This window comes from Marilutibacter maris (assembly GCF_003233695.1).
GTDB lineage: Bacteria > Pseudomonadota > Gammaproteobacteria > Xanthomonadales > Xanthomonadaceae > Marilutibacter > Marilutibacter maris.
This window is the reverse complement of sequence record NZ_CP029843.1, coordinates 1,160,253-1,174,656: the sequence shown is the minus strand read 5'-3', so window position 1 is coordinate 1,174,656 and position 14,404 is coordinate 1,160,253. Positions and strand designations below refer to the sequence as shown.

The following is a 14,404-nucleotide window of genomic DNA, read 5'->3' as shown; positions in this document are numbered from 1 at the left end:
TGCCCGGCCAGCGCACCGATACGGAGGCGACCGGTGCGCGGCGCAGGATCGGGTTTCCCGGCAAGGAGCCCGACGACATGAGAACACCCGGCACCCGAACACCCCGCATCGCCCGCAACAGCGGCTTCACCCTGATCGAACTGGTGGTTGCGATGGCGCTGGCCGCCGTGGCCGCCGCCATCGCCCTGCCCTCGCTCGCGGCGCTGATCGAGCGCGATCGAAACACGGAGGCGCTGCATCGGCTGACGGTCTCGCTGGCACTGGCGCGGATCAGCGCGATACGGCAGGGCCGGCCGGTCAGCGTCTGCCCCAGCCGGGACGGCCGCCACTGCCTCCAGGAAGGGCTCTGGAGCGGCGGCTGGCTGGTGTTCTCCGACCCGCGACGGCGCGGCGAGCCGGCCGCGCCGTCGGCGATCATCGAGGCCTTCGAGGGCACCGGCGGCGGCCTGCGGGTCAGCACCACGCCCGGGCGGTCCCGGGTCACCTACGACGCCCTGGGCTGGTCGGCCGGCAGCAACGCGACCTTCCGGATCTGCTCGGCGGAGGGCCTGATGCTGGGCAAGGTGGTGGTCAACAACGCCGGGCGGACCCGGATGGAGCGCCCGCGGACCGCAACCGCCTGTCCCGGCTAGCGGATTTCGCCCGTCGGGGGCTTGACCCCGGCCGGACAGGCCTTACAATTCACGTCCCCGCCCGAATAGCTCAGCTGGTTAGAGCACTTGACTGTTAATCAGGGGGTCGTTGGTTCGAGTCCAACTTCGGGCGCCAGATTCCAGAAAGCAAAGAGCCCGCCTCCGGCGGGCTTTTTGTTGTCCGCTCGAAGCCGGGATCGCGCTACCGGCAGCCGTCGGCCGAGGCCGTGCGGCCCACCCCGCCCTTGAGGCCCCGCGGGCTCAGGGTCGGGGCCGGCACTTGCTGCCATCGCTTGCCTGCCTGCACGGCGGCACGGCCTGAGCGTGCAACCGAGCCCAGGGGCCCCGTAGGCGCTCCGTTGAAGCGGAGGCTGTGGTACGTGGCAACGTCGGTATCGCGGCCCGGGCAGTGCCGCCAGCGCCCCTGTCGCGGGACATGCCGATCACGGGGAAGCGCTTGATGAACCGCGGGCCCGCTCCGTCAGGCAAGCGGTCGCCGCCCCCGTCGTGGCGCCGGCTCGGTCAGAGGGAAGCCCGCACGCCACGACGCCCGCGGCCCGAGCGGATCCGGTTGTGGTTCACGGCCGTTTCACGGGTTTCCAATGCGGGTCGTGGTGCGCGTCAGTTCCTCAATATCTCGCGCCAGGAGATTCGGCCGGGCGCGACCGGATTGTTGACATTCACGTCGTCGGTATTGCCCTTGGTGCCGCCGGCGCCGAGCAGCTTGTCGAACAACACGCCATCGCCGACCATCCCCACGTCGAGCTCCAGCGAACCTATAGCGTTGCCATTGAGCTCATCGTCAGAGAACACACCATCGCCATCGGCGTCGAAGAAATAGTCGGTGACGCTGGCCCCGGTGAAGGGATTCAGCACATTGACAAATCCCCTGCCGCCCGGCGCGCATGGATCGTCGCTGGGAACGATGCTGGAGAATTGCAGCACCTGCGCGACCACATCGGGATTCCCGATCATCCGCTCGCCCTCGGCCGTGCCGGGGGCCGGCGGCGCAAAGTCGACATACCACCCCTCCTTGTCGGGCGGCATGGCGGTGCTGGAAGGCTCGAACGTACGCACCCGGCGCCCGCCGACGACCCCTGCCGCGGCCGTCGTCCGCTTCACCAGGTCGGCACGCGAGGCGATTGCCGCCGCCTCGTCGATCAAGCCATACATGGTCTGCACCGACTTGTCCTGCGGATCGGCACTGGTGATGTAGCGGCCGGTGCCGAAGAATACCCAGCGCCTGAAAGTCCCCGGCTCGACCGCAGTGGTCACACCACCACTGATCGGCTGGCGGTTGCCATCGGCGTCCCTGGCGACGAACAGCGGCACCGGCGTGCTGCCGACCTTGTTGGCGGACTCCCACCTGCTCTCATTGCTGTTGCTGAGATCGAACTTCCACAGATTGCCGAGCAGGTCGCCGGCATAGACATGATCCACGTCCCCGTCGAGGTCTTCGTCCACGCCCCTGGGCGAGGACAGGCCGTTGTTGACCGAACCGTCCGCCGGAATCGTCGCCAGGACCGTGCCGTCGGCGATATCGATGACGATCAGGTAGGCCTTGTCATCAGGGCTGTTGACACCGTTGCCGATGATCACGCCGGTCTTGCCGTTGTTGAGCCTGGCGATGAACGGGTCGCCAATTACCTGCCCCATGTCCGGAACCGAGGCCAGATCCCACTCGACATCGGACGCGCCGAAGCTCCGGGGGTTGGTGACGTCCAGCGCGAACACGCCACTGCCTCCCCGCCCCATCGTTCCGACCAGGACATTCCTGTTCGGAGTCTGGGCCTTGGTGGAAACGACGACCGGCCCATCGACGAAGTACTTGTGCGCGTAGTCCGGCGCGACCAGCGTCTTGAGGTCGGTCATTGCAATGCCGCCGGGTATGTAGGCGAAACGCTCGACTCCCGAGCTCGCGTCGAAGGCGTGCAGCATGCCGTCATTGCTTCCGACGAATACGGTGTCGTTGTCCCTCAGATACGCCGGCGAACTATGGATGATGTCGCCGAGCAGGCCCACGCGATCGCGGAAGCTGCCGCCATTGCGTATTTCCTGCGAGGTATCGCCCTTCAGATAATTGGCAACAGCAGCCCCGTTCGACGCGGCGGGCGCGGCCACCGTATTCAGCGCCCCGATCTGCGACAGGGTCGGAAACGCGGCGCCGGTGGTTGCGAGATCGGAAGTGAAGATCTTGCGACTGGCAAATGCGGGCAATTGCTGGGATGCCTCCCATTTCGGATTCGAGCCATCGATTCCCGACGCCGTCACTGCCAGCCCTCTCAGCTCGCCTGTCCACTGCCCACCGACGAAGGTCGCCTGGAACAGGGTGCTACCGGCCTGCAGCGAAGTACTGCTGGCCGCCACGCTCGAGCTTGAGCTGGTGTTGTTGGCAATCGCCGCCAGCGCATCCTGCAGGCCCTTCGCAAATGCAGCCGGGTCGCTGGCGGCGACGAACTTGCCGCGGCTGTTGACCGCCGCGTGGAACAGATCGTCGATGCGGTGGCTGTCCTCCTCGTCGAGCGGGTTCGGCCATGAAAGCCCGCCATCGGTCAGGTCGTTGCTGGCCCCGGACGCGTTGACCGCGGTCTTTGGATCAAGCGTGCCCCGCAGGCCGATCGAGATGCCAAAGGTGACCATGTGCTGCCAGAACGCCGGATTGCCCGGCGACTGCGGCACGATATTGTCCAGATCCGGACGCAGGTCGTTCTTCCAGTAGTGCATCGCGACATCGGCCAGGGTCGGGCCACGGTTGTCCCTGTACGGACGCGAAGGCCTATAGGTGTACTTGGCGCTGTTCGGGCCGGTGATGGTGTCGCCCGCGATGCTGTCGGCATCGCCCTTGTTGGAAGACCCGCTGTTCCAGTAGCCGTCGGTGGTCAGGATCGCGAAGTTCTGCCGGCACGCGAACTGCCTGCCATTGCCGTTCTTCAATCCACCACCTGGGCCGTCGTCGGACGTGCTTGAGTAGTAACCGCCGGCGCGATCCAGCGCCGGCAACAGCGGGGTTCCGTTGTATGCACGCGTACCGTGCAGGCGGTTGAACCAGGTGGCGCGGTTGTTGCCGCGGAACAGGCCGTTGTCGGCATTGACCGGAATCAGGAACTCGGGATTGCCGGCGCCGTCGCCGTTCGGCCCCCAGATCGTCGTGAAGCCGACCCGGTACTTGTCGCCATCCAGCGACTGGAAGGCCTCGCTGGAGCCGGCCTTGGCCGACTTGATCCGGGTACGGTGATAGGAAAACCATCTGGCGTAGTTCTGCCGCTCCTGAGCGTCGGTGCGACCGGTCGGTGTCGCCCAGGTGCAACCGTTGTTCCAGAGGCCCGTGCCCGACGCGTATCCGCATCGCAGGACCCGGCCTGCATCGCCCGCAAAGCTGTTGTCGAGGATGTAGTAGCGCCAGTAGTTGGCGCCATTGGACAGATAGGCGGTGGCGGTATTGCCTTTGTTCTTGGGCACGTGGAAGTACTGGATGCCGCCACAGAATGTTATGGGTTGCCCGTTGAACTCCTCGACGCTGCAACTCTTGGGGTCTCTGAGATTGATGGACGCACCGCCAGCATGATTCAAACTCGCGTAGACCGCGTTATACGTCGTGCCGCCGGTTCGCCGCGTTCCATCGGCCTTCATCCACGGCCTGTAGGTAATCGCAGGGTTGTAGTGGACGGTATTGGAGACGTAGGTAAAGTCGGAGATACCGAGGCTCACCGTCGGAACCGTCGCGCTACTCATTGTCGGCAGTGCCATCGAGCCTGAGTCATCGAGAATGAACAGAATGTTCGGCGGCACGCCGTTGCCGGCACGTGGCGGTACGGGTGGTACGGTCAGCGCCGCCTGCACCGGCAGGCCCATCAAGGTAGCGACAAAAGCGACGGTTGCGATCTTGAACAGGCGCGGCGCAGCGGATTTCAAACAAGGTTCTTTCACGTCGGTCTCCATCAGGATCCGGCGAAGTTGGATGCGGGCTGGCGGTGGCACGACCGGCCGCCGCCCTGCGCACAGTCACCCGGCAACCGGCTTCAGGCGCAGCGGATGGAAAGGCTCGATGAAGCGGACATCACTCCGCTCCAGCGCCGGCAGCGTCCAAGCGTGTGCGTCGCCCTTTCAATCAGCACTTCTCAATCAATACTTCGTTGATTGCGGCCAGCGCCGGACATGAGTGACCAATAAAGAACATGGTCGCGACCTGTTCCCGACATCAGGCGCGACCAGAGCCGCGAAAACAGCCCCGGCAACGCCAGGACTTTGTCGTTTCCCTGCTGAGAAGCGCCACCGCACGGAGGGCACACTCAATGCGCCTTCTACCGGCGCGCGCGTCAGGAAAGAAGCGGGAAGAACAACCCGGCGCCCGTCGTGATCCAGCACTCCCCCGGGAGCCGAACACGCGAGTTCCCGGGGACGCGTATTCTCGCGTTCGGCAGCAATCGGCCCGCCATCAAGGCTCGATGATCGAATCGAGCCCCCCACCGCGATGCAACGGACCCGGTCGCACGGCAACCCATCCGCATGCCCGCGTCCACCGGAGCCGGCCCGCTCGTGGAGGCCACGCCACCTGGATAGCCGCGCATCGCGGTGATCGGAGCCGGGGGCGTCGAGAAAAACGGGGACAGCACCGCACCTGCCCGGTCCGGATCATGAAGTCATCGGCCGAGGACGAATGCGCGGCCTGGAACAGGCGCGGACAACCATGCGCCATCAGGGGCGTCCAGGCATTCCCGACTTCGGGCGCCGGATTCCGGACAACAAAAAAGCCCGCCTGGGGCGGGCTTCTCTGCTGTCCGGTTGAAGCCGGGGTCGCGCTACCAGCAATCGTCGGCCGAGGACGCGCTGCCCGACTCGCCCTTGATGCCCTGCGAATTCAGGGTCAGGGTCGCGCACTTGGTGTCATCGCTCGCCTGGCTGCCCTGGGGTATCGCCTGCAGGGTATAGCTCTGCGCATCCGCTGCGACCAGATTCACGTTGTAATAGGTCGCCACCTCGGCATCGCAGCCCGGCAGTGCCGGTGCCGCGCCACCGCCGGCCACATCGACATAGGCCATGTTGGTCGTGTAGTAGCGCTCCATGAACTGGGCCTGCTCCATCAGGCAGCCGGTCGCCGCCGAGCGGCGGCTCTTGGTCACCGCCCAGTCGTAGCTGGCAACCGCGATCCCGGCCAGGATCGCGACGATCGCGACGGTGATCATCAGTTCGATCAGGGTGAAGCCCCGCACGGCACGAGGGCCGCGGCCCGGGCGGGTCCGGTTGTTGTTCAGAGTCATCTCACTGGTTTCCATACGGGTTCCCATGCTCGTCAGTTCCTCAGCACTTCGCGCCAGGAGATTCGGCCCGGAGCGACCGGATTGTTGACACCGACCGAACCGGTTTCACCCTTGGAACCGCCGACGCCGATGATCTTGTCCAGCAGCACGCCGTCGGTGTTCATGCCCACGCCGGTGTCGACCGAGCCGACCGGCACGCCGCCGACGGTGTCGTCGGTGTATTCGCCGTCGCCATCGATATCGAAGAAGTACTCCGAAACGCTGGCACCGGTGAACGGGTTGATCGCGTTGATGAAGCCCGAGCCACCGGGCACGCACGGGTCGTCGCTGGGGATGATGCTGGAGAACAGCAACACCTGTCCGGCCACCGCCGGGTCGCCGATCATCCGCTCGCCCTGCGCGGTGCCCGGGGCCGGCGGCGCCAGGTCGACGTACCAGCCCTTCTTGCCCGCGGGCATCGTTGTTGAAGCGGCCTCGAACCCTCTCACCGTACGACCGTCGATCACACCAACCGCCACCGTCGTCCTCGCCACCAGGTCGGTGCCGCGATTGCCGATCCGCGCGCCCTCGTCCATCAGGCCGTACATGGTCTGCACCGAGTGGTCGGTCTGGTCGGCATCGGTCAGATAGCGGCCGGTCCCGAAGAACACCCAGCGCTTGAAGCTGGTGGGATCCACCGCGATGCTCACGCCGCCGCTGATCGGCTGGCGATTGCCGCTGCCATCGGTCGCGGTGAACATCGGCACCGGGGTACTGCCGGTCTTGTGCGACGACTCCCACTTGCTGGTGTTGCTGTCGCTCAGATCGAACTTCCACAGGTTGCCGCGCAGGTCGCCGGCATAGACGTAGTCGACATCGCCGTCGCCGTCCTCGTCCCAGCCCTTCGGCGAGGACAGGCCATTGGCGGTGTCGCTGCTGGTCGGGATGTTCGCGATGACCGAGCCATTGCTGATGTCCAGCACGATCAGATAGGCCTTGTCGTCTGGGCTGTTGACGCCGTTGCCGATCACCACGCCGGTCTTGCCGTTGTTGAGCTTGGCGATGAAGGGCTTGCCGATGACGTTGCCCATGTTGGCGATCGCGTCCTTGTCCCATTCGACATCGGAAGCACCGAAGCCGGTGGAACTGGTCACGTCCAGCGCATAGATGCCACGGCCGCCGCGGCCCAGGGTCCCCACCAGGATGTTCTTGTTCGGGGTCTGGGCCTTGCTCGACACGACGATCGGGCCATCGACGAAATAGCGGTGGGCGTACTTGGGATCAGACAACGTCTTCAAGTCGTTCATCAGCACGCCGCGCGGCACATAGGCGAAGTGCTCGGCGCCGGTGTCGGCGTTGAACGCATGCAGCATGCCGTCGTTGGCGCCGACGAAAACCGTGTCGGTCGACTCCAGGTAATAGGGCGAGCTGTGGATGATGTCGCCCAGCGGGCTCACCCGGGTCCGGAACGGACCGGAGTTCTTGGACTCCCTGGAATCGTCGCCCTTCAGGTAGTTCGCCACCTCCACGCCGGTACCGCTGGCCGTGGTCAGGCCGACGGTCTGGGTCACGGTCGGGAACGTCGCTCCGGCGGCCAGCGGCGGCAGCGAGGCGTCGTAGGTGAAGACCTTGCGGGCGTTCCAGGCGGGAAGCTCGTCCGAAGCCTGCCAGAGCGGAGTGGTGTCATCGATGCCGCTCGTGGTGACCGAGTAGGCCTTCAATTCGCCGCTCCACTGCCCGCTCACGTAAACGGCCTGGAACAGCTTGGTATCGGTGCTGATCGAGGTGGAGTTGGCGGCGACGCTGGACGCCGAACCCTTTCGGGCCTGGATCGCCGCCAGTGCGTTGCGAAGGCCTTCCGCGAACTCGTCCGGGTTCGAGGCCGCGACGAACTCGCCACGACCGTTGACCGCCGCGTGCCAGAGGTCGTCGATGCGATGGGCGTCCTCGGCATCGAGCGGATCCGGCCAGGACTTGGTGCCGGCGGTCAAGGCCGGCAGATCGACCTTCGGATCCAGGGTGCCGCGCTGTCCGATCGAGATGCCGAAGGTCACCATGTGCTGCCAGAACGCCGGGTCGGCACCGGAGGTCGGGACATTGTTGCTCATGTCCGGCCGCAGATCGTTCTTCCAGTAGCGCATCGCCATGTCGGCCAGCGTGCCGGAGTAGTTGTCGCGATACGGCCTTTCGGCAAGATACTGGGTGTAGGTGGGTACCGGACTCAGGTTCGGATCCGGGGTGTGGGTCGAACCGTTGGCGTTGTCTTCGTTGCTGCCCTCCTGACCCGAGTTCCAGAAGCCGTCGGTGGTCAGGATCGCGAAGTTCTGGCGGCAAGTGATCTGCGATGCGCCCGCTTCGGGACCCCAGGGTCCGGAAGTCGATGCCCCCTTGAAATACTCGCCCGACCGCTTCAGCGCCGAGTGCAGAGGCGTCACGCCACTGCTGATCGCGCCATAGAGGCCCGAGTACCAGGTGGTCTTGTTGGTCGTGCCCTTGGCGGCATTGTCCCGGAACAGGCCCCCATCGCTGCCCACCGGAATCGGGAGTTCGTTGCGGTTCCAGATCGTATCGAAGCCGACACGCATGTTCTCGTCGAGCTCGGCGAAGGCATAACCCGCACCGGCCTTGGCCGACTTCATGCGGGTGCGATGATACGAATACCAGTTCGCGAAGTTCTGCCATTCCTGGGCAATGGTCCTGCCCCAGGGAAACGAGGAAATCCCACTGCAGTTCCAGCTGCCGCCACTGTACTCGCACTCCTGGGCGAGGCTACCCGGACCCAGCGTATAGCGGGTGTAACTCGAGTTGGCGGTAAGGTCCGTGGCCCCCGACTTCAGGACGTAGAACGTCCGTTCCCCGGTCGTAAGGTTGGCGGTGCTTCCGCTGGCAAAGTCAGCGCTTGAAAACGCCGCTGTTGCGGGCGTGTCGGGCATGTAGCTGCCATCGGCCCGCTGCCAGCCGCGATAGACCCGGGCGGGATCGTAGTAGATCGTGTTCCTGACAACCGCCCGATACCGGGGTTGGTCACTGATGCTGCTCTCATTGCTGATGTTCTGCGGCATCGCGAAATACCCCATCGAACCCGAGTCATCGAGGATGAAGCGGATGTTCGGAGGTGCGCCGTTGCCGGAGCTGGGCGGGACGGCGGGAATCGTCAGTGCCGCCTGCACCGGCAATCCCATCAGGGTGGCGAGGAAGGCGACGGTCGCTGCCTGCAGCAGGTGCGGCGCGGCTTTTTTCAAACGGGGGGTTTTCACGTCGGCCTCCATCAGGGTCCGGCGAAGTTGGATTGCAGGATGACGGTGGCGCGATTGGCCGCCGTACTGCGCGCGGTCACCCGGTAGCGCGGCTTCAGGCACAACGGGTGCACCGGTATCTCGCTGTCGCACTTGGGCCAGCTCGGCGCCTCGCCCATGTATTCGACAAAGTACTGCGGCGCGATCGCCAGGCCGCCCATCGCCGCGGCAGCGTTGGTCCAGTAGCCACCGGCCTCGTTGAGCCAGCGCTCCGGCAGGGTCGGATCGGGGGTATCGCACAGACCGCCGTTGCAGCCGCCGCCGCCGATCGCCGGAAATCCGGCATGACCGTTGGCCAGCACCTGGGCTTCGGCCTCGCGCAACGCGGCTTCGGCCGCCTGGAAGCCGAGCCCACGATCGCGCAGGTTGGCGGTCATCCGCTCTTCCATCACCGTGCCGCGCAGGCTGGCGAGTCCGAGCAGGGTCATCACCAGCAGCAGCACCAGGACGACGACCAGGACCGCGCCATGCTGGTGGCGTGCGTGGGTTTTGGGTATGCGCCGCATCATGAGTTGCGATTCCTCAGCGTCACGGTATGAACCAGCGTCCTCTGCAGGACGTTGCCGTCGACCCCGACCTCCTCGGGACTGTCCAGGGTCAGCTCGATCCGCGCCGCCAGCACTTCGTTCCAGCGCGCGGCGACCGCTGTCGCGTCTCGATAGGTGGTATCGCCCGGCAGCAGGTAGGTGATCTGCATGTCACTCACCCCCTCGGTAATCTCCTCTGCGACCGTCGCCACCGTGGCGCCGCTGCGGCGCAGTATCTGGCGGTACAGCGCGCGGTTGTTGTTGGCATTGGTGCCGATGTACCAGCGTGCCGAGTGCAGCTTGACGATCGTCGAGTTCGGGCCGTAGGTGTAGGGGGTACCGTTCGTGGTAGTGCAGTCCACCGGCACACCCAATCCCTTGGTGCAATTGCCCGGAGTCACCGGGCTACCCGTATTGTGGACGACGGTGTCATTGGTGCCCGGCTGCGCATTGGTGACCTGGACGATCGAGGCCTGGCGGTAGTCGCAGACCATCACGATGTCGCCATCGTTCAGGCCATGGTCGACGGTGTTGACCTTGAACTGGGCCGAGGTCGGCACGTGATCGGTCACGGTCACGCCGTTGGAATCGCCCGACTTCAGCTCCACCGCGTCGGTGCCGGCGACCCGGTTGGCCGGGTTGTCGACGGCGAAGGCGCCATCCACGCCCAGCACCCCCGTACTCCAGTCGGCCCACCAATCGCCGGCGGTGGTATTGACCACGTTGGCGGTTGGCAGGTTCCTCGCGCACGGGGTGCCGCCGGCCTCGCGCACGTCGCGGGCCATCAGCTCGAACGCCACCCGCGTGCTCTCCTGCACCCGGCCGAGGTTCTCGGTGGCGCGGTAGGTCTGGCGGTTGGACAGGAACACGCTGATCGCCGCGCCGGTGATGAACAGCCCCAGCACCAGCGCCACCATCAACTCGATCAGGCCGATACCGGCCGCCGTCCGGCGTCCCTGCGATGGGTTTCGATTTCCGATTGTTCGCTTCATAGCCGTGTCGTGGTGCTGATTGTCTTGGGGGTGGCGGCCGCCTGTTCCTCGGCCCGGCGATCGTCCCAGCGGACGGTGATCCGCACGATCTGGTTGCCCGCGTCCACCATCTCGATCTGTCCGCACGCGCTCGGGCCCAGCGACCGCGGCTGCTGCATCGCGCTGAGCCACTCGCGCTGATCGGTCTGGGCCAGGGTTCCCGCGGCTGGCGGCGCGCAGGTCATGCCCATCGTGTAGCCGCCGGCGGTCGCGACGTCGCGGTTGGCGCGCATCGCATCCATGATCGAGTAGCTATAGACCACCGCCATGCTCTGCTCGGCCGAGCTCTGGCTGTTGCGAAGCGCGGTGGCCTGCATCGCGGCAATACCGAGCAGGCCGATCGCCATCACCAGCACCGCGACCAGCACCTCGATCAGGCCCGCGCCGCGGACGGCGCCGGGTGCGGACCTGCGGCCCCGATGCCGGCGAGCCGCGCCAGCGGCCATGTTCTTCTGGACAAGGATCGTCACGGGCATGCTCCCCCGCCATTTGCCTGGGATGTGGAAACGCGGCTGCCGGCGGCGACATTGAGCACGCGCTGGTTGCGCTGCGGCTGATCGGTCGGAATGCACACGGTCACCGCGCCGACCAGCAGCGCGTCGTTGACGTCATAGGCCAGACCATCGGGCCGGAAGACGATCGAGTTGCCGTTGTCGGTGATGGTATTGCCGACGGTCACCTCGACCGGCGCCTCCACGCTGCTGATACGCAATACCGTGTCGCCGACGCCAAAGGCGCCGTTGCCGCTGCTGTCGATGATGGTGATCCAGCTCTGCCAGGCGCCACCGGCCGAACAGGTGGCGTTGTCGGTGCTGCGGCAGACCGCGACCCGACGCCCCTGCCGCACCGCCTCGATGCGCGCGGTCTGCACCGCGGCGACCATCTCGTTGACGCCACTGGCGAGGCGGTTGCTGTTGATCAGGCCGGTGAAGCTCGGCACCGCCAACGCGATGACGATCGCCAGTACCGAGACGGCGACCAACAGTTCGATGAGGGTAAATCCGTGCGGCCGCGACGCGACCCTGGACGACCCGACAAGTCTTGCTGGCACCTGACTTTCCCCTAGCACGGTTCCGTTCGGGTAACGTAAGCGCCACCGGGTAGCAATGCCACCCTGTGCCGACAGGCGGACGGCACAGCGGTCCAGGCGGCCTCACCGGACCCCTTCTGCAGATCCGCGCACCCTTTTACCGGACATGTCGCGTACCGCACCCGCCACCGCACTGCAGCCCCTGGACGCCCTGTGGCAGCCCTCCGTGCTGATCTCGGTACTGCTGGCCGGCGAATGCCTGGCCAGCGTGCTCGCGCTGGCCCCGGGCATCAACGCGAACCGCTGGGTCTACTTCGGCCTGGCCTCGATGCTGATCCAGTGGATCTCGCTGCTCACCCTGCTGGCCCTGTACCTGTTCCGTCGCCGGCTGGCGACGCGCCCGCCGCAACAACTGGCCTGGATCGCGACCGGCCTGCTGCTGCTCAACACCTGGCTGGTATCCGGCGCGACGCGCCTGAGCCTGGGGCCGGACTGGCCGCTGGACGGTGACGGCTGGAGCGGACTGACCCTGCGCTTCACCGGGATCGTGCTCGCGGTCACCCTGCTTGGTCTGGCCGCGTTCCAGAACCACTGGCGCACGCGGCAGATGGCGATCCGCGCCAAGCAGGCCGAGCTGGAAGCGCTGCAGGCACGGATCCGTCCGCACTTCCTGTTCAACACGCTGAACACCGGGGCGGCGCTGGTGCATCAGCGGCCGGAGGCGGTCGAGCAGTTGCTGCTGGACCTGTCCGACCTGTTCCGGGCGGCGCTGGCGGGGCCGCAGCAGATCGCCCTGGAGGACGAACTGGCCCTGGCGCAACGCTATCTGGAGATCGAGGCACTGCGGTTCCGCGAGCGCCTGCGGGTGACCTGGAAGCTGCCCAGGCAGATTCCCCAGGTCACCGTGCCGGCACTGACGATCCAGCCGCTGGTCGAGAACGCGATCCGTCACGGCATCGAACGGCGGCCGAAGGGCGGCGAGATCGAGATCGCGGTGACGACCGCGCCGGAGCGGGTCATCGTCCGCATCAGCAATCCGCTGCCCGCCAGCGACGCGCCGGACAATCCGGGCCACCGGGTCGGCCTCAATGCCGCCCAGGAGCGGGTGGAGGCGCTGACCGGCGGCCGCGGCAGCGTCACCACGCAGCGCGAGGGCGAGCTCTACGTGGCGACGATACGGCTGCCGGTCGGCGCGAGCTGAGCTACCGGCTCAGCCCAGCACCCGGTAGCAGGGCTGGTAGTCGCCCTGGATCTTCATCCGCCGCTGTTCGACGAAGGCGCGCAGCAACTGGTCCAGCGACTGCATCATCTCGGGGTCGCCGTGGATCTCGAACGGCCCGCGCTCGTCGATGTGTCGCATGCCCTCTTCCTTGACGTTGCCGGCGACGATGCCCGAGAACGCGCGGCGCAGGTCCGCCGCCAGCTCGTGCGGCTTGCGCCCCTTGTGCAGGTCGAGCGCGGCCATCGCCTCGTGGGTCGGCCGGAACGGTTGCTGGAACTCCAGCGGAATGTCGATCGACCAGTTGAAGAAGAACGAGTCCTTCTGCGCGATGCGATGCTCGCGGACCTTGCGGATGCCGGCGGTCATCTTCTTCGCCACCTCGGTCGGATCGGCGATGACGATCTCGTAGCGCGAGGTCGCCGCCTCGCCCAGGGTCAGGCGCAGGAAGCGGTCGATCTGCTCGAAGTACGGCGCGGACGCGGTCGGACCGGTGAAGATCAGCGGGAACGGCAGCTCGGCATTCTCTTCGCGCAGCAGGATGCCGAGCAGGTAGAGGATTTCCTCGGCGGTACCGACGCCGCCGGGGAACACGATGATGCCGTGGCCGATGCGGACGAAGGCCTCCAGGCGCTTCTCGATGTCCGGCATGATCACCAGGTGGTTGACGATCGGATTGGGCGACTCGGCCGCGATGATGCCCGGCTCGGTCACGCCGATGTAGCGCGGGTGGCGGCGACGCTGCTTGGCGTGGGCGATGTTGGCGCCCTTCATCGGCCCCTTCATCGCGCCCGGACCGCAGCCGGTGCAGATGTCGAGTCCGCGCAGGCCCAGCTCGTAGCCGACCTGCTTGGTGTAGATGTACTCCTCGCGCGAGATCGAATGGCCGCCCCAGCACACCACCAGGTTGGGATCGGCCGGCTCGAGGATGCGCGCGTTGCGCAGCAGGCCGAACACCGCGTCGGTGATGCCGTCGGTGCTGTCGAGATCGCGGCCGCCGTCCTCGCCCAGCTCGATCGCCCGGAACGCCAGGTCGCGCACGACCGCGAACAGCAGCTCGGCCACGCCGCGGATGATCTCGCCGTCGACGAAGGCCATCGCCGGCGCATTGCTCAGGTCGATCCGCATGCCGCGGTCCTGCTGATGGACCTGGATGTCGAAGTCCTTGTACTGCTCCTGCGCGGCGCGCGGGTCGTCGGACACGCTGCCGGTGGTCAGCACCGCCAGCGCGCAGCGGCGCAGCAGGTCGTGCATGCCGCTGGAGGCGTCGCGCAGGCGCGCGACCTCGTCGCGCGACAGCACGTCGAGGCCGCCGCTGGGGTAGATGCGGGCGTTGACCGTGGGCAACGGGGTATGGATCGGGGCACGGGGGGCCTGGCTCATTCTCTTTTCTCTTCCTCTTCTTCGTTTCTCTTTCGCAGCCGATCGACTC

At 66.4% G+C, this 14,404-nt stretch carries 10 protein-coding genes and 1 tRNA gene; 3 read left to right on the top strand and 8 right to left on the bottom strand.

Annotation, left to right across the window (positions count from 1 at the left end):
• Positions 1 to 77 precede the first annotated feature (77 nt).
• Both C9I47_RS05295 and C9I47_RS05290 read left to right on the top strand, forming a co-directional pair.
• A complete protein-coding gene (locus C9I47_RS05295) occupies positions 78 to 632 on the top strand; it encodes a GspH/FimT family pseudopilin (protein WP_190238651.1) in 555 nt (184 codons plus the stop codon).
• Between the two features lie 59 nt (positions 633 to 691).
• Positions 692 to 768, top strand: a tRNA-Asn gene (locus C9I47_RS05290).
• Positions 769 to 1,253: 485 nt separating this feature from the next.
• Here C9I47_RS05290 and C9I47_RS05285 read toward each other — a convergent pair.
• The 7 genes from C9I47_RS05285 to C9I47_RS05255 all read right to left on the bottom strand — a co-directional run bounded on the left by C9I47_RS05285 (position 1,254) and on the right by C9I47_RS05255 (position 11,774).
• Positions 1,254 to 4,571, bottom strand: a complete 3,318-nt coding sequence (locus tag C9I47_RS05285) for a pilus assembly protein (RefSeq protein WP_223250284.1) — start codon at positions 4,569 to 4,571, stop codon at positions 1,254 to 1,256.
• Between the two features lie 860 nt (positions 4,572 to 5,431).
• A complete protein-coding gene (locus C9I47_RS05280) occupies positions 5,432 to 5,890 on the bottom strand; it encodes a type IV pilin protein (protein WP_111267979.1) in 459 nt (152 codons plus the stop codon).
• 32 nt (positions 5,891 to 5,922) lie between these two features.
• Complete coding sequence (locus C9I47_RS05275) at positions 5,923 to 9,126, bottom strand: pilus assembly protein (protein WP_223250283.1); 3,204 nt, start codon at positions 9,124 to 9,126, stop codon at positions 5,923 to 5,925.
• An 11-nt stretch (positions 9,127 to 9,137) separates the two neighbouring features.
• Entirely contained in the window at positions 9,138 to 9,674 is a 537-nt protein-coding gene (locus tag C9I47_RS05270; RefSeq protein WP_111265822.1) for a pilus assembly PilX family protein, read from the bottom strand.
• Entirely contained in the window at positions 9,671 to 10,609 is a 939-nt protein-coding gene (locus tag C9I47_RS05265) for a PilW family protein (protein WP_223250282.1), read from the bottom strand. Before C9I47_RS05265 ends, C9I47_RS05270 begins: the two co-directional genes overlap by 4 nt.
• A gap of 71 nt (positions 10,610 to 10,680) precedes the next feature.
• Complete coding sequence (pilV, locus tag C9I47_RS05260) at positions 10,681 to 11,193, bottom strand: type IV pilus modification protein PilV (protein ID WP_223250281.1); 513 nt, start codon at positions 11,191 to 11,193, stop codon at positions 10,681 to 10,683.
• Positions 11,190 to 11,774: a GspH/FimT family pseudopilin gene (locus tag C9I47_RS05255; protein WP_111265820.1), complete on the bottom strand. Its 585-nt coding sequence runs from the start codon at positions 11,772 to 11,774 to the stop codon at positions 11,190 to 11,192. Before C9I47_RS05255 ends, pilV begins: the two co-directional genes overlap by 4 nt.
• A gap of 145 nt (positions 11,775 to 11,919) precedes the next feature.
• Here C9I47_RS05255 and C9I47_RS05250 point away from each other — a divergent pair, with 145 nt between their 5' ends.
• Positions 11,920 to 12,954: a sensor histidine kinase gene (locus C9I47_RS05250; RefSeq protein WP_111265819.1), complete on the top strand. Its 1,035-nt coding sequence runs from the start codon at positions 11,920 to 11,922 to the stop codon at positions 12,952 to 12,954.
• A 9-nt stretch (positions 12,955 to 12,963) separates the two neighbouring features.
• On the opposite strand, the gene ppnN is transcribed toward C9I47_RS05250, so the two are convergent.
• Positions 12,964 to 14,355, bottom strand: coding sequence for a nucleotide 5'-monophosphate nucleosidase PpnN (gene ppnN, locus C9I47_RS05245; RefSeq protein ID WP_111265818.1), 1,392 nt, complete (start codon positions 14,353 to 14,355; stop codon positions 12,964 to 12,966).
• Between the last annotated feature and the right edge of the window lie 49 nt (positions 14,356 to 14,404).

Coding starts and splice junctions, on each gene's coding strand:
- C9I47_RS05265 (WP_223250282.1), bottom strand. CDS start 10,609: ATGGTGGCGCTGGTGCTGGGGCTGTTCATCACCGGCGCGGCGATCAGC.
- C9I47_RS05270 (WP_111265822.1), bottom strand. CDS start 9,674: ATGATGCGGCGCATACCCAAAACCCACGCACGCCACCAGCATGGCGCG.
- C9I47_RS05280 (WP_111267979.1), bottom strand. CDS start 5,890: ATGACTCTGAACAACAACCGGACCCGCCCGGGCCGCGGCCCTCGTGCC.
- C9I47_RS05250 (WP_111265819.1), top strand. CDS start 11,920: ATGTCGCGTACCGCACCCGCCACCGCACTGCAGCCCCTGGACGCCCTG.
- C9I47_RS05285 (WP_223250284.1), bottom strand. CDS start 4,571: ATGGAGACCGACGTGAAAGAACCTTGTTTGAAATCCGCTGCGCCGCGC.
- ppnN (WP_111265818.1), bottom strand. CDS start 14,355: ATGAGCCAGGCCCCCCGTGCCCCGATCCATACCCCGTTGCCCACGGTC.
- C9I47_RS05295 (WP_190238651.1), top strand. CDS start 78: ATGAGAACACCCGGCACCCGAACACCCCGCATCGCCCGCAACAGCGGC.